Source organism: Klebsiella sp. WP3-W18-ESBL-02 (assembly GCF_014168815.1).
Taxonomy (GTDB): domain Bacteria; phylum Pseudomonadota; class Gammaproteobacteria; order Enterobacterales; family Enterobacteriaceae; genus Kluyvera; species Kluyvera ascorbata_B.
Window position 1 is genome coordinate 31,386 of the sequence record NZ_AP021973.1, and the last position, 20,881, is coordinate 52,266.

Annotated in this window: 25 protein-coding genes; 20 read left to right on the forward strand and 5 right to left on the reverse strand. The window is 47.7% G+C overall.

Features of this window, described 5'->3' with window-relative positions:
• The first annotated feature begins 36 nt into the window (after nt 1–36).
• Nucleotides 37–513 carry a Dps family protein gene (locus H7R56_RS24960; RefSeq protein WP_182928835.1) on the forward strand — a complete coding sequence of 159 codons (477 nt, stop codon included), beginning with the start codon at nt 37–39 and terminating at the stop codon, nt 511–513.
• A gap of 304 nt (nt 514–817) precedes the next feature.
• Here H7R56_RS24960 and H7R56_RS24965 read toward each other — a convergent pair whose 3' ends face one another.
• Nucleotides 818–1,168: an ArsR/SmtB family transcription factor gene (locus H7R56_RS24965; RefSeq protein ID WP_000928911.1), complete on the reverse strand. Its 351-nt coding sequence runs from the start codon at nt 1,166–1,168 to the stop codon at nt 818–820.
• Between the two features lie 160 nt (nt 1,169–1,328).
• Between H7R56_RS24965 and H7R56_RS24970 the strand changes: the two genes are divergently transcribed.
• Nucleotides 1,329–2,987 (forward strand): FAD-dependent oxidoreductase, encoded by a 1,659-nt coding sequence (locus H7R56_RS24970; protein ID WP_025760366.1) that lies wholly within the window; start codon nt 1,329–1,331, stop codon nt 2,985–2,987.
• A 263-nt stretch (nt 2,988–3,250) separates the two neighbouring features.
• Here the strand turns inward: H7R56_RS24970 and H7R56_RS24975 are convergent, their stop codons facing one another.
• Entirely contained in the window at nt 3,251–3,892 is a 642-nt protein-coding gene (locus H7R56_RS24975; protein WP_045269835.1) for a recombinase family protein, read from the reverse strand.
• A gap of 167 nt (nt 3,893–4,059) precedes the next feature.
• Here H7R56_RS24975 and H7R56_RS24980 point away from each other — a divergent pair, with 167 nt between their 5' ends.
• Complete coding sequence (locus tag H7R56_RS24980; protein WP_016241615.1) at nt 4,060–7,047, forward strand: Tn3 family transposase; 2,988 nt, start codon at nt 4,060–4,062, stop codon at nt 7,045–7,047.
• Between the two features lie 88 nt (nt 7,048–7,135).
• Here the strand turns inward: H7R56_RS24980 and H7R56_RS24985 are convergent, their stop codons facing one another.
• Nucleotides 7,136–7,639, reverse strand: a complete 504-nt coding sequence (locus H7R56_RS24985; RefSeq protein WP_007372141.1) for a hypothetical protein — start codon at nt 7,637–7,639, stop codon at nt 7,136–7,138.
• 253 nt (nt 7,640–7,892) lie between these two features.
• Between H7R56_RS24985 and umuD the strand changes: the two genes are divergently transcribed.
• The 6 genes from umuD (at nt 7,893) to H7R56_RS25015 (ending at nt 12,515) form a co-directional block, all read left to right on the forward strand.
• Nucleotides 7,893–8,309 (forward strand): translesion error-prone DNA polymerase V autoproteolytic subunit, encoded by a 417-nt coding sequence (umuD, locus tag H7R56_RS24990; protein WP_008786793.1) that lies wholly within the window; start codon nt 7,893–7,895, stop codon nt 8,307–8,309.
• Nucleotides 8,309–9,574: a translesion error-prone DNA polymerase V subunit UmuC gene (umuC, locus tag H7R56_RS24995; RefSeq protein WP_009652912.1), complete on the forward strand. Its 1,266-nt coding sequence runs from the start codon at nt 8,309–8,311 to the stop codon at nt 9,572–9,574. Before umuD ends, umuC begins: the two co-directional genes overlap by 1 nt.
• A 149-nt stretch (nt 9,575–9,723) precedes the next feature.
• Nucleotides 9,724–10,614, forward strand: a complete 891-nt coding sequence (locus tag H7R56_RS25000) for a DNA replication terminus site-binding protein (protein ID WP_007372144.1) — start codon at nt 9,724–9,726, stop codon at nt 10,612–10,614.
• A 312-nt stretch (nt 10,615–10,926) separates the two neighbouring features.
• Nucleotides 10,927–11,307 carry a type I-E CRISPR-associated protein Cas6/Cse3/CasE gene (locus H7R56_RS25005; RefSeq protein ID WP_127649377.1) on the forward strand — a complete coding sequence of 127 codons (381 nt, stop codon included), beginning with the start codon at nt 10,927–10,929 and terminating at the stop codon, nt 11,305–11,307.
• A gap of 288 nt (nt 11,308–11,595) precedes the next feature.
• Complete coding sequence (locus H7R56_RS25010; protein ID WP_001333498.1) at nt 11,596–11,853, forward strand: helix-turn-helix domain-containing protein; 258 nt, start codon at nt 11,596–11,598, stop codon at nt 11,851–11,853.
• A 170-nt stretch (nt 11,854–12,023) separates the two neighbouring features.
• Nucleotides 12,024–12,515, forward strand: a complete 492-nt coding sequence (locus H7R56_RS25015) for a GNAT family N-acetyltransferase (protein WP_000217395.1) — start codon at nt 12,024–12,026, stop codon at nt 12,513–12,515.
• 85 nt (nt 12,516–12,600) lie between these two features.
• On the opposite strand, the gene H7R56_RS27790 is transcribed toward H7R56_RS25015, so the two are convergent.
• Nucleotides 12,601–13,371, reverse strand: coding sequence for a hypothetical protein (locus H7R56_RS27790; protein ID WP_020996131.1), 771 nt, complete (start codon nt 13,369–13,371; stop codon nt 12,601–12,603).
• 269 nt (nt 13,372–13,640) lie between these two features.
• On the opposite strand from H7R56_RS27790, the gene H7R56_RS25025 reads away from it, so the two are divergent.
• The 5 genes from H7R56_RS25025 to H7R56_RS25045 all read left to right on the forward strand — a co-directional run bounded on the left by H7R56_RS25025 (nt 13,641) and on the right by H7R56_RS25045 (nt 16,144).
• Complete coding sequence (locus tag H7R56_RS25025; protein WP_008786797.1) at nt 13,641–14,042, forward strand: hypothetical protein; 402 nt, start codon at nt 13,641–13,643, stop codon at nt 14,040–14,042.
• A gap of 185 nt (nt 14,043–14,227) precedes the next feature.
• The gene (locus H7R56_RS25030) at nt 14,228–14,518 is read left to right on the forward strand and encodes a hypothetical protein (protein ID WP_007372147.1); all 291 of its coding nucleotides are present in this window, start codon (nt 14,228–14,230) and stop codon (nt 14,516–14,518) included.
• Nucleotides 14,519–14,595: 77 nt separating this feature from the next.
• On the forward strand, nt 14,596–14,832 hold the full coding sequence (locus tag H7R56_RS25035) for a hypothetical protein (protein ID WP_007372148.1): 237 nt from the start codon (nt 14,596–14,598) through the stop codon (nt 14,830–14,832).
• A 29-nt stretch (nt 14,833–14,861) separates the two neighbouring features.
• Nucleotides 14,862–15,413, forward strand: a complete 552-nt coding sequence (locus H7R56_RS25040; RefSeq protein WP_007372149.1) for a LexA family transcriptional regulator — start codon at nt 14,862–14,864, stop codon at nt 15,411–15,413.
• Nucleotides 15,414–15,739: 326 nt separating this feature from the next.
• The gene (locus tag H7R56_RS25045) at nt 15,740–16,144 is read left to right on the forward strand and encodes a hypothetical protein (protein WP_008786799.1); all 405 of its coding nucleotides are present in this window, start codon (nt 15,740–15,742) and stop codon (nt 16,142–16,144) included.
• 26 nt (nt 16,145–16,170) lie between these two features.
• Here the strand turns inward: H7R56_RS25045 and H7R56_RS25050 are convergent, their stop codons facing one another.
• Nucleotides 16,171–17,160, reverse strand: a complete 990-nt coding sequence (locus H7R56_RS25050; protein WP_007372150.1) for a hypothetical protein — start codon at nt 17,158–17,160, stop codon at nt 16,171–16,173.
• A gap of 122 nt (nt 17,161–17,282) precedes the next feature.
• Here H7R56_RS25050 and H7R56_RS25055 point away from each other — a divergent pair, with 122 nt between their 5' ends.
• From H7R56_RS25055 to H7R56_RS25080, 6 genes are all read left to right on the forward strand, one after another.
• A complete protein-coding gene (locus H7R56_RS25055; protein WP_020996132.1) occupies nt 17,283–17,606 on the forward strand; it encodes a hypothetical protein in 324 nt (107 codons plus the stop codon).
• Nucleotides 17,599–18,669 (forward strand): phosphoadenosine phosphosulfate reductase domain-containing protein, encoded by a 1,071-nt coding sequence (locus H7R56_RS25060; protein ID WP_007372151.1) that lies wholly within the window; start codon nt 17,599–17,601, stop codon nt 18,667–18,669. Before H7R56_RS25055 ends, H7R56_RS25060 begins: the two co-directional genes overlap by 8 nt.
• A 109-nt stretch (nt 18,670–18,778) precedes the next feature.
• Complete coding sequence (locus H7R56_RS25065; protein ID WP_020996134.1) at nt 18,779–19,096, forward strand: hypothetical protein; 318 nt, start codon at nt 18,779–18,781, stop codon at nt 19,094–19,096.
• An 8-nt stretch (nt 19,097–19,104) separates the two neighbouring features.
• Complete coding sequence (locus H7R56_RS25070) at nt 19,105–19,440, forward strand: PerC family transcriptional regulator (RefSeq protein ID WP_008786801.1); 336 nt, start codon at nt 19,105–19,107, stop codon at nt 19,438–19,440.
• A gap of 383 nt (nt 19,441–19,823) precedes the next feature.
• Nucleotides 19,824–20,285 (forward strand): hypothetical protein, encoded by a 462-nt coding sequence (locus H7R56_RS25075; RefSeq protein ID WP_009653863.1) that lies wholly within the window; start codon nt 19,824–19,826, stop codon nt 20,283–20,285.
• 90 nt (nt 20,286–20,375) lie between these two features.
• The gene (locus tag H7R56_RS25080; protein WP_020996135.1) at nt 20,376–20,777 is read left to right on the forward strand and encodes a hypothetical protein; all 402 of its coding nucleotides are present in this window, start codon (nt 20,376–20,378) and stop codon (nt 20,775–20,777) included.
• Nucleotides 20,778–20,881: the final 104 nt, after the last annotated feature.

Genomic DNA, 20,881 nt, shown 5'->3' on the forward strand with positions numbered 1-20,881 from the left:
ATCGTATATTCCACTGAAACCGTGTAAGAGGTAGTTATGAGTAAACAAATCATTGATATTGGTATTGCTGAATCATCCCGGGTGGAGATTGCAGACGGCCTGTCCCGGCTTCTTGCTGACACCTATATCCTGTATATAAAAACACATTACTATCACTGGAATGTAACTGGCCCCATGTTTAACAGCTTACATTTAATGTTTGAAAATCAATACAATGAGCTGGCCACTGCCGTTGATGATATCGCTGAACGTATACGCTCGCTCGGATGCTTCGCGCCCGGCACATATCATGAATTTTCACGTCTAACAGCGGTTAATGAAGATAAGGATATTCCGGCAGCAAAAAACATGATTGAAAATCTTGTCCAGGGCCAGGAGACCGTGGTTAAAACTGCACGCTCCCTGTTCCCGCTCGTTAATAATGCGAATGATGAAGCCACAGCAGATCTGCTTACACAACGTATCCAGTTACATGAGAAAACTGCCTGGATGTTGCGTAGCCTGCTTGAATAATGTCACCCCGTGGCAGCAGAAAAAACGGTTTGTCAGCCACAGGCTATTACTGACAGTGCAGAATCATCCGTGTTCCTGTGGCTGTTTTTTCTGACCGTCACAGTATTAAACACCATTGAATCAGTGGGTTAATCAGTGAATGCGTGAACGAGAAATACTGTCCGTGACGGGCATCATCGGCTGGTATATCCGGACCACTGTTGTTTTCCCGTTAAGGTATCGCAGGTTCCGGTCTGGCATTTCACAGCCTGAACAGGGTTAATGATGCACGGATAAAACGGTTTACGGGGAAAGCAGGATCATATTATTCGTTGTTATGGCTTCCTTTACCGGTGCCTGCCTGCGGGCAGTAGAGATCATATAAGGTATTTAACAACGTCATGATACGGTTATCCTCAATACGGTAATATACCATTTTACCTGCCCGTCGGGTCTCGACCAGCTTCAGGCGGCGCATTACACCCAGCTGCTGGGACAGGGTCGGCTGAGTGATACCGACCGCCGCTTCCAGCCCGGCCACATTCGCTTCCCCCAGGCTTAACTGACACATCAACAGCAACCGGTCGCTGTTGGCCAGTCCCCGTAAGACATCTGCTGCCCTCAGGGCCGCATTCTTCATATCTGTCTGACGTTTTGTGTCTTCATTCATGAGCATTGCTGATTTCTCATACTATGTGTTTTTATATAATATAATTTAGTATACTGACGGTATCGTAATTTTGCCATCGTGTTCGTCAGGTCTGCAGCGTCCTGCCGGCCCGGGGAAACGATTATATCTGGCAGGCATTTCGCCCCGGGTGAACAGAGAGGATGTAATGAAAATAGTGATTGTTGGTGGTGTTGCCGGCGGGGCATCCGCTGCAGCCAGAGCTCGTCGGTTATCAGAGGATGTCAGTATTGTTGTGTTTGAACGGGGAAGCGATGTCTCTTTCGCCAACTGTGGATTACCTTATCATATAGGCGGAAAAATTCCTTTAAGGCAGTCACTGATTCTGAAAACCCCGGAGGATTTTAAATCCCGCTTTAACATAGACGTCCGTATCTGTCATGAAGTGACGTCAGTGGATCCGGTTAATAAAACGGTGACGGTTAAAAATCTGACCTCAGGGGAGGTCTATAGCGAAGAATGGGATCGTCTGCTCCTCAGTACCGGCGCCGCTCCGGTTGTCCCTCCTTTGCCCGGGCTACAGGAAGAGGGTGTCTTTACGCTGCGAAATCTTACTGACATGGATGCTATCCTGGGGTGGATTGAGCAACATCACGTAGCTCACACCACGCTTGTCGGGGGGGGATTTATCGGACTTGAAGTGATGGAGGCTCTGAGCGAACGGGGGATCAGTGTGACCCTGCTGGAGATGGGGGAACAGGTTATGGCTCCGGTTGATCCTGAAATGGCATCTGCCCTGCATCAGGAAATCCGGAGTCATGGCGTGGATCTGCGTCTCAGAACGGCGCTCACCGAGGTACTGCGGACAGAGACGGGATTCCGCGTTGCACTGTCTGAGGGTGGGTTTCTGCAGACCGACATGGTTATTCTCGCCATCGGGGTAAAACCTGAGAACAGCCTTGCCACAGGAGCCGGGCTCGCAGTGGGTAAACGGGGAGGCATAAGCGTCAATGCCTGTATGCAGACCAGTATCCCTGACATCTACGCCGTGGGGGATGCCGTTGAAACCCCAGACTTTGTCTTTCAGGAACCCGCTAATTTTCCTCTGGCAGGGCCCGCCAACCGCCAGGGACGCATTGCTGCTGATAACATGCTAGATCGTCACAGCCTTTACCATGGCAGTCAGGGGACATCCATTTGTAAGGTATTTTCGCTGAGTATTGGCAGCGTCGGTGCGAATGAAAAGCAGCTGAAAGTTCATGGCACCCGATACGAGAAGGTTTACGTCCATGCCGCTGATCATGCCGGTTACTACCCGGGGGCAACGATGATCAGTCTGAAACTGCTGTTCAGCCCCGATACCGGTAAAATTCTCGGGGCTCAGGCATCAGGGAAAAAAGGGGTTGATAAACGCATCGATGTCCTGTCTGTCGCACAGCGCGCGGGGCTTACCGTCAACGATCTCGAACATCTTGAGCTGACTTATGCTCCACCTTTTAACAGTGCAAGGGACGTCGTTAACCAGGCTGGTATGGTGGCGACAAATGTAATGAAAGGAGATACGGTCATATGTCATGTCAGCGATGTGTTACAACGGGAACCGGGCAGTTATTGTTTACTTGATATTCGCTCTCCTGCCGAACTGAAACAATTTGGTGAATATCCTGACGCGCTATCCATCCCTCTTGATTCCCTGCGGGAAAACCTTGGAAAATTGCCTAAAGATAAAGAAATTTTTATAGGATGTCAGAGTGGCCTGCGCGGGCATGTGGCATACCGTATTCTGCAGGCTCACGGCTTCCGGACATATAATCTGAGTGGTGGTTTCATAACCTGGCAGACGGTAACGGAGTCAATGAGTAAATAAGAGATGAAGTGCCATACACACATGGCACTTCATTTCTCCAGATTCGTTGAAAACATATTATATGGAATAGAAAATCTACAAAAATTATTAACGCCTTGAATGGCAGCTATAAGCGCATACCCTGAATCACTTTAAAGTGATTCAGGGTGTGAATGACTATTTTTGGATTTGGCACACAGCGTACTTCCAGGCTGCTAGTCATTAACAAGCCCTAACTATGACGCCTATGCAATGATCGCAATAAACACCGTTATTCCAGCCTTTCAGGAAAATTCATTATTTTTATACAGCGCTTGTATCCGACATACCTGCGAAGCACTGTAACCTGTTGCATCTGCGGTTTCACGAATACTCAATTTCTTAACCTGCCGATAATACAGTACTTTCTGGTGACGCTCCCGATCAGCTTGCTTACCTTGGTATTTACCTAGTGTATGAGCCCGTTCAATCCCCTGTTTTTGCCGCTGTCGGCGGCTCAGCCAGTCCTTATGCGACATCGCGGCCATCAGGTCGATTAGCATGTTATTGATGGCGGTTATTACTGCGCGAGTAATCGGGTCCGCCTGCGAAGGATCTTTATCTGACAGCGCCTGCCATGAGGTGGGCACATCAAGACTGACAATCCGCAGCTCATGTTTTTCTATCTGCTTTTTCAGCGTCATCCAGTCGCTGTTGCTCAGACGGGTCAGACGGTCTATCTGTTCGACCAGCAAGATATCATTGTGGTGACTGTCCATCAGTAAGCGCCCCAGCTCAGGGCGATCAAGTTTTGTGCCGCTGATATTCTCCCGGTAGTAGCTGGCGATTTTATGTCCCCGCTGCTGAACGAACTGCTCCAGCATCTCTTTTGCCCGGTCAGCGAACTGATCTTCCGTCGATGCCCTTAAATAAGCTCTGATGAACATTTTTCCGCCATAATATCGCATTTAAGTTATTGCATTTAATCTATCGCATATAGGTTATGGCATAAATCGTGTGATGTCACGTTTTGGTTATACCGTCAGGGTGTACCCTTATGCGATAACCATTTTTGTTAAAAATACCGCATCGGATAATTTATGAGGGAAACTATATGGCAAGGAGGCAGATTCTTTCTCTGTCGGAAAGAGAATCATTACTGGCATTGCCAGACGATGAGTTAACGCTGACCCGGATGGCCTATTTCAGTGAGCATGATCTGGCGCTTATCTGTGCTCACCGTAAACCCGCCAGCCGTTTTGGTTTTGCCGTCCTTCTTTGCTATCTGAAAAATGTTGGCTTTGCCCCGGATAAAAAAATCCCACCCTCTGATGCACTGCTGAAACATATCGCCAGCAGGCTAAATCTTACCGGTGATCTCTGGCCTGCTTACCTTTCCGGCAGGGATACGACCCGGCGCGAGCATTTAACCGAACTGTACCGCTATCTTGGCGTGAAGGCATTTACCGGCAAAATACAGCAGGACTGTATTACACACCTGCTGTCGATGGCGACGCGTACTGATAAAGGTATTCTCCTGGCCGAAGAGATGCTGGTCTGGCTCCGGCAGAACAACGTAATAATCCCCGCGATTGATGTCGTGGAGCGTACCTGTGCTGAGGCCATGGCAGGCGGCGATAAAATCGTATTTCAGACTCTGAATGCCCCGTTAACTCCGGCTCACAGGGATGCCCTGGATCGTTTACTTGAGTCATCGGATAATCAGTCTTCCAGGCTGACATGGCTTCTGCAACCGCCGGGTAAAATCAATGGTAAGAACGTGCTGCAACATCTTGATCGGCTCAGCAGCGTTGAATCGCTGGCATTACCGGAAGGTATAGATCGTACCATTCACCAGAACCGGTTGCTGAAACTGGCGCGGGAAGGCCGGAAGATGAGTAGCCGTGATTTGACCCGATTTTCAGCAACCCGGCGTCATGCGATCCTGGTGTGCGTGCTGGAAGAAGCCAGAGCCACACTGACAGACGAAGTGATTGAGTTGCATGAGCGAATGCTGAACAGCCTTTTCAGCAAAGCCAAAAGAACACAGGCAGAGCGCCTTCAGCAGACCGGAAAGCTGATCCAGTCAAAACTGAGGCAGTACATCGATGTCGGTCAGGCGCTGTCTGATGCCCGCGATTCCGGTGACGATCCATGGCTCGCAATAGAAAATATACTCCCATGGCCTGAATTTGTCGCCAGTCTGGAGGAAACACGCCATCTCGCCAGAAAAAATAATTTTGACCCGCTGCATATTATTACCGAGAAATACAGCATATTACGGAAATATGCCCCACGCATGTTATCCACTTTACAGTTAGTCGCAACCCCGGCAGCGCAACCTCTGGCTGATGCGCTGGTTGTGATCAAGGATATGTACCTGAAGCACTCACGTAAAGTTCCGGCGACTGCGCCGCTTGAGTTTGTCCCTGAAAGCTGGCACAGGGTGGTGATTACACCTGCGGGTATTGATCGGCAGTATTATGAATTTTGTGCGCTCAGCGAGCTTAAGGGAGCGTTGCGCTCCGGGGACATCTGGGTTAAAGGCTCACGGCGCTACAAAAATTTTGATGATTACCTCATTCCCGAAAAGGACTTTGACAAACTCACTCCGGCGCTGCCACTGCCCGTATCTGCTGATTACCATGAGTACATTACCAGCCGTATGACCCTGCTTCAGTCCAGACTTGAAGAGGTCAATGCCATGGCAGCCCTTGGTGAACTGCCCGATGTGGAAATTTCCGACAGGGGCGTAAAAGTCTCTCCGCTGGATAACTGCGTACCGGCGCAGGTTTCACCGCTGGCAGAGCTGGTTTACAGCATGCTACCGCGCCCTAAAATCACGGAAATTCTCGATGAGGTAAACGGCTGGACGACGTTTACCCGACATTTTTCGCATATAAAAAATGACATTACCCGTCCCGATACCCGCCTGCTTCTCACCACCATTCTTGCGGATGGCATCAATCTTGGCCTGACAAAAATGGCAGAAGCCTGCCCCGGGAGTACCAAATCATCACTTGAAGATATTCAGGCATGGTACATCCGCGACGAAACCTATTCAGCCGCCCTTGCAGAACTGGTAAACGCGCAGGGGAAAAGGCCGCTGGCGGCATTCTGGGGAGACGGGACAACATCATCATCAGATGGACAGAATTTCAGAACAGGCAGCACTGGCCGCTACGCAGGACAGGTTAACCCGAAATATGGGCAGGAGCCCGGACGACAGTTTTATACCCATATTTCGGATCAATACAGCCCGTTTTACACCTGCATAATAAGTCGGGTCAGGGATTCAACCCATGTTCTCGATGGCTTGCTGTACCACGAAAGTGACCTGAAAATCAGGGAGCATTACACCGATACCGCGGGTTTCACCGATCATGTCTTTGCCCTGATGCATCTGCTGGGATTTGCGTTCTGTCCGCGAATCAGGGATCTCCATGACAAGAAGCTGTTTATCAAAGGGAAAGCAGACCAGTACCCGGCGCTTCAGTCACTGATATCAACGACCAGCCTGAACCTGAAAGAGATCGAAATTCACTGGCGTGAAGTGTTGCGTCTGGCAACCTCGATAAAGCAGGGAACAGTGACGGCATCCCTGATGCTGAAAAAGCTTGCCAGCTACTCAAAGCAAAATGGACTTGCCAAAGCACTGAGAGAAATTGGCCGTATTGAACGAACGCTGTTTATGATCGACTGGTTCCGCGATCCGGCACTTCGTCGGCGGGTCCAGGCGGGACTGAATAAAGGAGAAGCCCGTAACGCGCTGGCGCGCGCGGTATTCCTGCACCGTCTGGGTGAAATCAGGGATCGTAAACCGGAAAATCAGAGCTATCGCGCCAGTGGACTGACGCTGCTGACGGCAGCTATCTCGCTGTGGAATACCGTCTATATGGAAAGAGCGGTCGATGCCCTGAAGCGTAAAGGGGTGAAGATCAACGATCAATTGCTGTCGCATTTGTCCCCGCTAGGCTGGGAGCATATCAATCTGACAGGCGATTATATCTGGAAAAGCAACCGGATACCGGCTTCCGGTAAGTTTCGTCGGTTGAGACCCGCTAAAGTCGAAAGGTCAAAAAATAGCCTTAACGTACAATAATTTTCGATATCCAAACTGACCCCAAGTAAGGACGGTCGCGCCTGTGGTGGTTTTATCTCCGTGGAGCGCCTGGCCCCGGCCATAATTGTTAGTTCGATACCCCATGAGTCACGCCTCCGGGTATTGCCAGAAAGTCGGGGGCTTCAGCCATACCTTTGCGCGATAACAGCACTAATCTGTCCTGCGGGGTCGAGACAATTTCATCCCCGTTATCCAGTACGCTGCCCACCAGCGCGAGCCCTTTCTCGAAGTGTGTAGCTTTCTGGCCAGCGCTTGAAACAATCCGTGCAGATGAACCATCGGTATAAGTGACTGCATCACCCTCCACTGCGATTTTGACCATTTGACCGTTGCCTAGATCCATAACCCTGGCGCTATCAACAGCGGTTACGACACCACCTCGCGCAGTCAGGCTTCCCTCGACCGCAACACGCCAGATTGCTGTTACCGGGTGTTGGCGATCCCTTTCAGCGTTCTGCTCAATAATTTGTCGAGCATCCACATCCATTGCGGCCAGATCAGCGTCAGAGAAAGGGGATTTGTCAAAGTCGGCCAGCATTTGTTGAGTTGCTTCATTTGTAAACTGCTTCATCGTTATTACTCCTTATAAAATGTACGGATAAATTCCGAATTGTATACGAAGTAAGCACGAGTAAATTCTGAAAATGAACTGAGGAATCATATGGTTGCAATTTGTTATGTGCAGTTACCCACTTCTGGACAAGTGATAAGAAAAACCTGAAGAGTGATAGCGGAAAATAACTTTCGGAAAAGGAGGTGCGAAAATTCCTGGCTCCTGTCTATAATACTGTATGGATATACAGCACCACGAAGAGCAGAGCATTATGAAACTTATCCCAGTGACACAACAATCACCAGGCCAATTCCCGTTGTTCGTTGAGCCTGTCAGCGCAGGTTTCCCTTCAGTCGCTTCCGATTATGTTGATGAATTTATTGATCTAAATACTCACCTCATCAAACATCCATCTGCAACCTACTTCTTACGAGTAACAGGTTCATCGATGGTAGAGGCACGTATTCACGAAGGCGATCTGGTCATCGTGGATAGCTCACTTGAGGCGAAAGAGGGGGATATTGTGATTGCGACCGTTGATGGTGATTTCACCATTAAGCGGTTGCAGCTAAGCCCGGCTCCCGCGCTACTGCCAATGAATAGCCGGATGTCACCGATCTATCTGAAAGAAGGCGAAGAACTGGCCATTTTTGGCGTGGTGACCTTCATCGTGTACAAGGCCTTGTGATGTTCTGCCTGGTGGATTGCAACTCATTTTACGCCTCCTGCGAGAGAGTCTTTCGGCCCGATCTGGTGAACAAGCCAATTGTATGCCTTTCGAACAATGATGGCATGGTCGTGGCACGTTCAGCGGAAGCTAAAAAATTAGGTATCCAGAATGGTGACGTGTACTTCCAGAAGAAAGCATTCTTTGAAGCTAACGGTGTACATGTTTTCAGTTCTAACTATGCCTTGTACGCGGAGATCTCCCGTAGGGTGTGTGAGACATTATTTAAATTCTCCAGTAATACTGAGGTCTACAGTATTGATGAAGTTTTCCTTTCGTTTGAAGGAATGCAGAAAAATTATAATTTTGATGACTATGGAAGAGAAATAAAGAAAACCGTATTAAAGAGCACCCATATACCCGTGGGGGTGGGCATATCGACAACTAAAACTTTGGCAAAACTAGCAAATAAAGCTGCAAAAACATGGACTAAAACAGGCGGAGTGGTTGATCTCAGCAGTCCAGAAAGACAACGTAAATTATTGCCATATATTGACGTAAGCGATGTCTGGGGGGTGGGCCGGAGATATGCCACCAGACTGAACAGCATGGGCATCAGGACTGCTCTCGATCTGGCCAATGCGCCAACATCGCTTATCCGTAACACATTTGGAGTCGTACTGGAGCGAACGCAGCGCGAATTGAATGGCGAGTCCTGCATAGCCCTGGAAGAGGTGAGGAAGGTTAAGCAGCAGATCATCAGCTCGCGTTCATTCGGCCAGAAAATAGAGCACTACGAAGCAATGCACCAGGCGGTGTGTGAGTATGCCGAACGTGCAGGCGAGAAGCTGCGCGAAGAGAAGCAATACTGTCGCTGCATAACGGTTTTTATTGGCACAAGTTACTATTCGAAAACGGCCCCTTACAGTGGCCAGCAGACAGTCAAGCTGGAAAACCCCACCGCCGATACCCGGGAAATCATTGCGGCTGCGGTCGCAGGGCTCCGGCATATCTGGCAGGAGGGATACCGATACCATAAAGCCGGAGTGATGCTATCTGACTTTTATGATAGCGCCACCAGCCAGCTCGATTTGTTTGGTGAGAACCGACTCTTTGCCAATGGTGAAGCGTTGATGGGCGTGATGGATAGAATTAACCGGTCAGGTCGGGGGAAATTATGGTTTGCGGGCCAGGGCATCGACAAAGACTGGACGATGCGGCGGGAGTTATTGTCACCATCCTATCTCACTAACATTAATGAAATCCCTCGCGTCAGGATTGGCTAATCAGCAGTGAAAACTTCATTCGTCATCGATAAAATTCGTCTGTAAACAAAACGAACTTGATATACTCGGTTTCGCTTGTTATGAGTATGTATGTACATACAGTCCTCCGTGCAGCGGAGGGAGTTTAGAGCCCTTTTTCGGGGATAGAAATGAATATCTCAACAACTTTCCAGACGCTGGAGAGCGAGATCACACAACTTCGTGGAGTGCTGGGTTCCCGGCTTCCGCTCAAGGCGAGTGTCTGCGTCCTGCCAGCCGTTGCTGATGGCGAAGAAGATATGGCCATCGAACACATCATGCCTGAGCTGAAACAGGGACACGATGCTGTCCATGCTGCCTGCGCGGCATACGCTGACCTGCATATCAGGGATGGCTATTCGCAGAAGTCCGCTCGGCGCACTACCGGCGTATTATGGTACGACAATACAGATGCGGAATTCTCTCAGCTGGTTACCCGTTTGGTGACATCCATCAACCAGCATAAAGAGAGCATTCAACGCCACATCATCGAAAACTACGGTGGTGATCGCCGACCGGAATACATGCGCTTCAACGCGCTGCATAGCGCCTGCCCTGGTGTCATGACCCTGCATCTCTATCGGCAGCTGCGTATGTTTGATAATGCTAACGTCAATCTGGTCAGTTTCGGCTGGAGGCAAAAGACGCTTTTTAGCAGGGTTAACAAAATCGAGTTGCTCCAGAAGATGGGCAAGGACATCGAGGAAGATGAAGATAAATCAGTCAGACTCAACTCGTTGATTAAGGCTATTGCGCGTGTACCGGAAGAAAAGCTTCGCTTACGCCGTCCGGTTAAAGTGCATCCAGCTGCAAACATCGCGATGGCTGATCCTGAACACCCCGACCAGATACTGCGTCTTTCTGCCGCTTCATCTATGCCGTTCATTATCATTCAGGATGAGCACGTGAAAATTCGGCCATTGCCAGAGTTCGTGGCCAATGAAGTAAAGCCGAGGAGTAACCGCCTCAAGACAGATGTGATCGGTATATTCCACGGCGAAAGTATCGAAATGATTCTCTGACCACACCGGCCAAAGGACTGGCCGTATTCCCCCCTCATAATTTCGTCACTCGCCGTCCATGCCATACCCTGAAACTAATATTGAAAATTCATTATGTTCAGCAAGGAATGTGGCGTGAAATACTTTGAATGTGCGCTCAGGTTCAGAATCGCCCCAGGTGACGTGTATGGGATCCACCAGCAACTGGATAAGGTAGTCCAGGAACGTTCTGGGTCGCGACTCCCATACACCTTCTACTCTCGCAAACAAAGTGCCTCCGACACCCAGGTTGTTCTGAGAACGGCTGTTGCACTCGGGCTCCCTGGCGAAGTCATGAAGGAAATCATGTTTGTGTCTGGCCAGAAAATTCGAATCTGCGGCTCGCTGGCCACTATTCGACGCGAGGAAGCTGGAGGCCGGAAAAGAGAGATTTGTCCACCTGCCCATGAACTCCCGGATTATATCCACTATCACCTGGAACGGGCCGGAGTGATCTGTGGACGGTTACGTATCGTTCGAAGCACCAAGTTCCATATTATTAAGCCCGGGAGCGTTGGCCGTACATCCCACAAGATCATTGTACCGATGAGCCAGTACGATGCTGAATGCGTGATTGAAGATGTCGGCGCACTTGAACAGGCATACGCTTTCGGGATCGGCAGAAAGCGGATATTCGGCTTTGGCTATATGAACAGCATCGAAGTGCTTTCCTGAACAGGCCATTAAGCATAGTTATTATCTGAATTTCAAACCGACTCGCAAACTTACGGCATTAACACTTCTGATACACCCTTTAAATGCTGTAAACTGTTGTAGCCCTTACTAAATCGTAAGAGTGGGGATTTGCAGCCCCGACTAATGACACGCCGTTCATGTACTTGAACGGTTCGCACTCGCTCGCCTGTTTTTTGTCAATGGTGGGTCGGGGCGTGGGAGCCTTACGGCTCGCCAGTCGTCATTAGCTGGTACTGCAAACCATGTTCCGATTCACCACCAAAGGAAATGGAGATGGAAAAACAGGACTGGCATAAGGCAGACATCATAGCTGCGCTACATAAGAAAGGTTTGTCACTTGCCTCACTGAGTAGGGCTAACGGTCTTTCAAGCAGCACTCTGGCAAATGCACTGACACGTGACTGGCCTAGAGGCGAGATCATCATCGCTAATGCAATTGGTGAAGAACCTCAAGAAATATGGCCAACCCGATATTTTGATAAGGCAGGAATGCCGATCAAGAGAATCATAAGAAAACCGGTTTAAATGAAAAAGGCTGGCATTTTTGCTGGCCTTATATACCTCCTGGCTCTGCTACTGAAACCACTAACACCGATCAAATGGTCATCAGCGAAATACCCCGTTCATTTCTATTGACCTCTTTACCTCCATGTAATCAAATTGATGGAATAATAACGGTTACGAGAGACAAACTGATGACGGTGTTATCTGCCCCTGAAATGCGCTTTGGAACCAAACAGGATGTTCCCTTTATCATAGCGGTGATTCGCGACGGTATGCGGGATGGGTATTTTAACTTTGATGATGATGACGGACTGTCTCAGTTCGAAAGTCAGATCTCAGAAGCCATTGCCAGGCGGGAACGGGGAGAGAATTGCGCCGATTTCTTGTTTGTCTTTGATGCTCAACATAATGGCGCAGCGATAGGTTTTGCCCTACTGACGGGCAAAAATGGTGCAAATGGACTTGCTTCACATCTGGAAATCAGGATGTTTGGTGTTACCAGGAGTCAAAGACAAAAAGGATTTGGGCGCTCCATGTTGCAAAGTATTCTGGATGCTACTCCCGGCCATAAAGTGGAGGCATCCTGTCTTCCTGCATCAGTTGTCATGGCCAGGATGCTGACTAATGCGGGTTTTCACGTCAAAGAGATAAGCCCGTTTGGAAAGCGTACTTTCAGACGCTAATGTAAAATTCAGATAAAAAAACCGGCTGACGAATTCAGTCGGTTTAGTAATCCTGCAAAAGGATGCTGGACAGCGACGGACGACTTCAGAGCTGTGGCAATGGCCCCTGGTTATCTTCAGTCGCAGCCTGGTCTTTATCCGGGGTGGCCGTTGCAGTCCGCGAGGCATCAAATGAGACCGTTGGGTCGCTGAGAGTCAGGATGCCAGTGTCTTCAACTTCTCGCGTTGTCAGCGTAAGCTCAGATTTACTGTCATCACACTTATTCGTTTTCTCCGCCAGTGCCTTGCACCAGATATAACGACCTCTCTGGGCATCAGAGACTGAAGGCTCTCCATATTTCTCGATCGCCGACTTCAGTAAGAGATCAGGGTTGCTGAATGAAAAGCGGATTTTGTAAGCCACCGGCTCAATGGGGTCAACTGCCGTATCGGGGATAAAATAGACCACCGTCTCCTGGTGAGCATCTCCCCAGAAAATACTATTCAATGAGTTGTTACTGTAGCGCTTTTGAATTTCTTCACCAGCAGACTGGCCAAGTTTGTCAGTGATAGCAGTGATCGCTTCAGAAGCTGTCATCCGCAGGCTTACCGGCCCTATAGAAAAAGACATAACATCAAAGCTATTCAGGGGGGTAATGGTGCTTTCTGGAGCGGTAGATGAATCGGGTACGTCATCACTGTACAGACTGTCATCCCCCGGAGAAGGCGTTACAGGTGCTGAATTTTGGATGTCAGGTGTGTAGCTGGGATCGGGAGCGTATAGGCCCATTGTATCATTCTGTACAGCAGAATATACCGAAGCGGTCGGCAGGACGGTAAGGAGCGCAAGGGCGCAGTATCCAAGGTATCTGGTCATATTCACCTCGTCAGTAGCAGTTGTCCTACTGTAACAGCGCGAGGTTTGAGAACATCATGGAAATGGGGTCAAAGCGGGGCGAAAAACAAGCCTGATTCACATGGCTTACGTAGCAGCATGGAGATCTCCTGAAGTCGGAGAAAATGAGTCAGATAACGCGAATATCGAAAATGGAACGAAGTACTTAATTACCTAACAGGAGGTACATGTTAACCTGACGAACATTGCTTACTGCCTATTTGTAGATTCAGGCTACAGGGAGAATCCAAGTGCCAAACTGCATACCCCTTAATCCGGTATTACCTAAAAACTTCGACGATACACCTAATGAAAAGCGCTCAAAGTCTCAGCTTGATGCCTGGTGGGATCATCCATATGGCATTACTTGCCCGGACGGGAAAATCACTGTTCGATGCCTGAATGGAGGAGCTTGGGATCGTTCGACAGTGCTGGGAGTAGCGGACAATTACGAAGAAGCCTGCGAGCTCGCAGAGCGCGAGCAATCAGCATGGGTCAAACGCCGTGCGGAGCCAATATTCTACTATAGCGGTGAAGCTCCATTCAGAGCGATAAGGGATGCACAACGTCCTGATCAGGAGCAGACCTTTGTCGCGTCTTTTGACACGCAAGATGAGCTAATCAGCTGGCTTAATAGTCAGAAAACCAGTTAATACCAAGTCTGGAAGTCTGCTTCTCAACAGACTTCCACATTTGATTATCAAGCTCCCCATAATTTGGGTTCAGTATAAACATTCCATTACGTTCTATTCCCCTCATTACATTCATCTATCCGTAAATTTCGTTAGCCAGCACATCGGGGTGATACTGATGTCAGGTAAACAAAACGGATGCAAAAATGCAGACATGTTCGGAAGTCCTGGCGGTTGAAATATTCAATCAAGTTGGACGTGAGGCAGCTATTGCTCAATATAACTTAATTTGTGAAATAGCCCAGCGACGTTACGAAGACAGCCTGGCCAAATATGGTTCCGTGCCAGCTGGTTTCACCGCGCTCAATTTCCTCCATCCGGCAGAACTTCAGGAGCGTTACATCCTGGGGTTGGGAATTCAGCTTTGTATCGATGAGCAGCATGAAGCCAGGGAACGGGTTTTAGCTCGCTGCCTGGCAAGAAAAAGGGCCGCATAAACAGGTGATAAAACAACTCAGCTATAGCTGAACACGCACTAATTGGCTATGTTAACAAAACGAACAAGGTGGCGATTATGTACAGTGAATCTATCGATCGTGCTATCAGTATCCTCAAGGACGCGGGCGAAAAAATCGGTATGGAACTGGGTAGTAATGTGACATCTCAGGAATCAGAACTGCTTGAGGATGCGCTGGTGGGCCTGACTAAAGTTAAAGGGCAACTCTGCGGTAATCACTCCTTAACTGATGTAAAAGCGGACGTCGTGCCTTTTAGTCTCAGTTCGACGAAGAACGTCGATAGCCCGCATTAATTAACAACCACCAACTGGACGGAAGGGATATGACTGAAGACAACGCCGGTAGTGTTTCTGGAAAAGCACAGAACGCCCCAAAAGCAAATGCCCACCTGGACAGGCTCTTTGATTTCATTGTGACAGAAATCAAAGAGCAGGGTGCAGCACCGTCTTACGAGCAGATCTGTTCTTCTCTGGGGTATTCAAAAGGGCTCGTTTCCCGGCGTATCCGGCAGTTGCATGACCAGGGACGAATCATTATCGATGGTGAAAGAAAGTCTATGACGCTGCGCGTAGCGAAAGGACAAGGTCATGATGACATTGCCGAACTCCCGGACATGACCAGTGACAGGAAAGCAATCATCACGTATGTCAAAAAATACATGAACAGAAATGGTGGCCGTGGGCCATCAGTTCACGCAATAGGGAAAGCGCTCGGCTTCTCGAATAACAAGGCGCGTAGACATGTGGACTATCTCGACGAAGTAGAGAGGGTACGTTACAGCCCTCATCTTAATGAAGTAATCGTTATCAATCAGGGTGATTACGTTAAAATTACCCAGGACAACGATGAACCACCGAGCCCGGCAGAAGGTTAGCCATGATTCGCATATGGAGAGAAGTTGTAAACGTAAAGGTTCAGGACGGGAGCCGTAACGGACGAATCTGGTTTCTTGAACTTTCGTGTGGCCATCATGCTGTCAGACGTATACCTCGATTACGTCTGCATAATCTGACGCAATTCGAACGACTTGAGCCACCAGCTAAATGTCACTGTGTATTGTGTGAAATAGATGCTATTGCAGGACAAAAATAGCAATAAACACAACATAAAAGCCCTCAATTTGTCCCCATTGTTTTTAGCCTGACAGCATTGGTACTGATAGCCTAATCATATTTAAACGCATAACCCTATGGTGGACATATGAAAAAAGCTGTTTTTGGCCTTTTAGCACTATTGCCCTTCATAACCAGCGCAGAATCGATCGATCCGAACGATTTCTATGCTCAGCAGCCTTCTCAAAACTACCAACAACCTGCTGCCAGCGAGCAACAGGACGATGCTGACAATTCCAGTGACCAGACAGCTGCGATCGTATTGAACCTGGAAAGTTACAAACCGCTGGGGAATTTTGTAGTCCCCCAGGGAGTAGAACGCCCATTCATTGGTCTTATTAACAGCAAAATTTTCATACTGTCTGAGCAACCAGATAAACGCTTGGCTGGCCTATGGATAGGTCGTAGTCAGGATGGTCGTGAAGCACTTTGTGGTTACCTGAACAACAGTATGCAGGTCAGAAAATGTTATTACATCTTATATCGTGAGTAAAAAATGGGGCCGTAGCCCCATTTATTTTAATGTTTGAATGAGGGTATAAAGGGTATTACTGGATTTGTTCCTAGCGAAGCTAATTCGTTAGGCGCAAGATAACGTCGCAGTTCAGTAATCAATATATCAACTGATTTATCCCAGCCATCTCTCACAATGTTTAGAATGTGCCGAGCTGGATAATGTGTTAGAAAAGGATGGTTGGGGCCAAATTTATTAAGGTGTTCAATAGTACCTATTGCATCGAGATAATCTGTAACAAGATGGTGTTCTGACTCAAAAATAGCGACAAATTTATAACCATCAGCAGCGTTTACCCACTGGCAAGTACAGTCATTAAGCTGAAATTGATTAGAACGTTTTTCCCCCTTGGGTTTAGGATTGACTCCAATACCAAAAGACAAATACAAACCTTTCCTTCCCCAGAAGGCCGGTCTCTTCAAGTCCTGACCATTGTTTCCTTCGACCTCTCCAAGAATGCCAAACAAAGTAGCTGATTCTTGGTTAGGATTCGTTCTCATACGGAAAAGAATGCATAGATCTGCAAACTTTAAGCTATTATAAACTGAATTATAAAAGACATTCTCATGGCCAAGTAGATAAGGATTATGCTCTACCGCAAAATTAGTGCCACTTCTAAAGTCACGGCAGCTAATGAATACACCAAACTGGCTCATATTAGCGAGGATATCGACATTGCGATAATCAGACAAATTAATAAGTATAGTATTTAAGACTTCTCTACCTTCATAACTCATCAGATAGTGGCAGAGCAAATTTTGTAGACCGAAGTTTCTGAACTGATCTTTAATTAAAGAAAAATATCCTTCACCAGCTAATGAAACTAGGTTTCTCATTGTTGGTGTATGTTTCCCCATGAGAGGGGAATTAAAACGTACCTTCATCCGGTTATTATCATAAAGGGTTTCAATAATTGAGCAAAAGTGCATCGCCCAATACGCGTTGTTATCACCAATTAAACCGGGTTTCACTACAGTAGTTTTAGAAAAATCCATTCTGTCTCCAAAGCAGTAATCAGTCACTCATAACACGATATTTGCAGTGAAAGTTATATCTGTAAGCAAATTTCGTCAGCTGTTAGCGTCGTATTAGGCTTAGTAAAAAGCCGGAGGTAGATATGCCTAAAGACGATGTTGCAACAATCATAATCCAGAATGGGTTGACGCATAAAGTAAATGTGATCTGCAAATTCAGCGCACAAATCGACAATCAAATGTTCTCATTCATCATCCATCGCACATTAAGCGTATGTCGATATGCGCTTGTCTGTAAGGCAACAGGCCAAAGAATTGCAGTTCTTGATACCAGTCGAGTAAAGGCACTTGGTATGGAAGCAGCAGGTAAACTAGCGCTATCAGATCTGGCCTCATCATTAGGCGAGACTAGACTTGCTGCGATTCTGACAAATTCACTTCAGAGCAGGAGCGCGGCAAGTGAGTGATTTAATCGACGATAACTTTATTATTCCTGCACTGAGTAGCATAGCAGGCATCACCACGCCACTATCAGGACAAACGTACAGGAACGCTCCAGATATCGACATATCTTGCTATGACGTGATAATCATTTGCCTTAGCGGCGGAAAAGACTCCATAGCCTGCCTTCTCCACTTAATTGACATCGGGGTCGATCTGTCCAGGGTGGAACTCTGGCATCACGATGTTGATGGCCGCGAGGGAAGTACTTTAATGGACTGGCCATTTATGGCCGACTACAACCGCAAAATAGCTTCAACATTTCAGATACCGTTGATGTTCTCCTGGCTTCAGGGAGGAATGGAAGGTGAGATGCTGAAAGAGAATGGCTACAGTCGCCCGCAATGTATCGAAACCCCAGATGGATTAATAATCGCGGAACGTGATATCCAGCGAAGCACTCCCGCCACGCGACTTCGGTTCCCTCAGCAATCACCAAGCCTTAAAACACGTTGGTGCTCATCAGCACTAAAAATTGATGTTGGTCGGCGAGCACTCACAAATCAGAGACGCTTTGACGGAAAAAAGGTGCTTTTTATTACGGGGGAAAGGAGAGCGGAAAGCTCTAATAGATTCAATTACTTACAACTGGAGCCACATACCAGCAGTTGCAAAAAAAGACAAGTTGATGCCTGGAGGCCAGTACTTGAATGGTCTGAAGAACAAGTCTGGGAGATTTTAGCAAAACATCGTGTTACAGCCCCAGTACCGTATCGTCTTGGATGGGGTCGCAGTTCATGCTTAACGTGTATATACAACAGTGCTCGCATATGGGCAACCATCAAACATTATTTCCCCGAGCGTATTCACGCAATGGCCAACTATGAAAACCGCTTTGGGGTCACTATCAGTCGTAAACGAATAAATGTTCTGGATCTAAGCCAGAATATTTCTCCTATTAATATCACGGATGAGGAAGCGCTGCTGCAAGCGGTAAATCCGGTCTATACATTGCCCGTCATTAACATGTCAAAAGAATGGGTGCTACCTGGTGGGGCGTACAACCGGGAGAAATGCGGGTCAGACTAATTAGCCATCAGCGATTTATAGCTGAGATTTCGTCACCTGAATATTACGTGGAAAATAGATATCAAATAGCAACATTGATACAGGCTTAACCGCCTCTGAAGGAAATATTATGACGATGGTAACGGCCAGAAATTGTACTGAAACACGGTTCAACCAGTTATGGGATGCTCTGCATGAAAAAAGCAGTGCGGAAAACGAATCCTTGTTTCAGCAAGAATTGCATCGCTGCCGCAGTAAACGTCAGCGAAGTAAACTGGCCGGGCGATTCGCCGGTGCCTGGCAAACCTTATTCGATGCCTTCTGTGAAGGTCGGGTCTTCTGCTCACTTCTGGACTCGGTTATCCACCAGGAGAGTATCAGCGAATGGCAGGTTGAAGAGTTAATCTCATTCACTTCTGCCCAGATGTCGACTCTATACAAAGGGTAGAGGTAGATATGGGACAAAGAAAATGTGCAGCAGCGTTCCTGCTCGCTGAAGAAATGTACCAGATACCAGCGACCAAATCGGTGATACTTGCCCGGGACCTGGAAGAAAGAGGGTTGTATCTCCGCGCTGCCAGGCAATGGGGAGAGGTCATGTTTGAACATACCCAGTGTACTGAGTACATTGTTGAACAACGGGAACGTTGCATTCGGTTATCCAATTCTCGCCATGAAGACCGTATCAGACAGCATGAGCAGGCAAGTGATCTTCAATATATTCACAAGCATATTAATGATGTATACACACGGATGGGACTAAAAGACGATGGTGTCTTTAATACCGCCTGATTTGTCGACCTTTTCCGTTCATTAAAAAATGAAACTGAGGAGAATGAGCGCACTCTTGACTGATTTTGACGGAGGATTACGTAAGTGGTTAAACAAAGTTTATTTGACCTTATAGGAGCTACCACGGGCCCAGAGCGAGATCTGTTGATCGTAAGCCTTCAGTCTCTACATCGTGAACGAGTAAGCTCATACAATGCATTGTGTACAGCCTGCTCAATCTCTGGAGATAAAGTCCCGCCAATGTCTTTATTCGGCATAGACGAGGTTACTGATGCACTACGCCGGTTAGGTGCATTACCGATCAGATAGTTCTTCAAGTAGTCAGGGTGAACAGGTTTGAATTGATACAAACGGCCTATGCTGAAGAGGAACAGAGATAACTGATGAAAACAAACGAAAACCTGCTGAACAGCATTGGAAAAAGTATTCGAATGTGGCGAGATAACTGCTTCCCTCCATTTCAGCGAGCGTATGGAACATGGTTATTGGTTCTGGTTTCGGTTAATGCCGGGATATGGTTTTACATAACCTCTGACTGGTCTGTACAGTTCGTCGGCAATATAGCAGGGCTCTTGGTTTTCCCAATGCTGGGTCGAAAGGTTTTTACAAAACGCGCCAGATCTTGGCAAGAAGAACTGGATATTAAGCTGGCAAAATACAAACCGCATAACATAGCTGCATGGAGGGAGTTGCAGGCTTATGCCTTGGAATCCAATACGCTATCTTCACAAATTGTTGAACGGTGGTATTTCAAAGAGCGGGAATTTATCAAGACGGCCCAAAAAGGGAAGCCGGGTAGTTCTGAACTCAAATTTCTCAAGAATAATACTGGATCAAAGCCTTAAGGAATCTGAGAGCCGGTGCGTAATGCAGAACCCACAGCCGAAGGGTTTTGGGAGTTAAACTGATACAGCTTTTACCGTGAGGTGGGATTTATGTCGAATGTCTTGCAGAAAGAAAACATCATCATGTCTCTGCCTCATCGTGACTGGAGTTGTGAAGTCATCGAGTGCCGATTAAAAGTGTGCCCCGTACCTGACGAACTCGACAGGGGGAATAACATCTTTTTCATCGTGGAAGACCTTTACCAGCTACGCGAGAACAGTGAATCACTTAACGTGCTTGGACAAATTCTGGCGAAACGTTTCCCACACATACCACCAAAAAGAATGCACCTTGTGCTGCACCGACGTGATGTGCAGAAAGCTCATGGAGTAGCCATCCACCTCTACCGCTTCATGCGTAGCGAGAAAGAAAATAACCGTAGTATTTTCATTGGTCGTAACCCTACTGAAGTTTCCCAGAAGACGGCATACGCCTCGATGTGCATTTTCTGACCACCAGCTGTTGAATCGTCACAATAGCCGACATAGTCGGCTATTTTTTTACGCTAAGAAAAACCATTTATGCCCACAAATTGCGGTTGAAAAAGCTATTTATT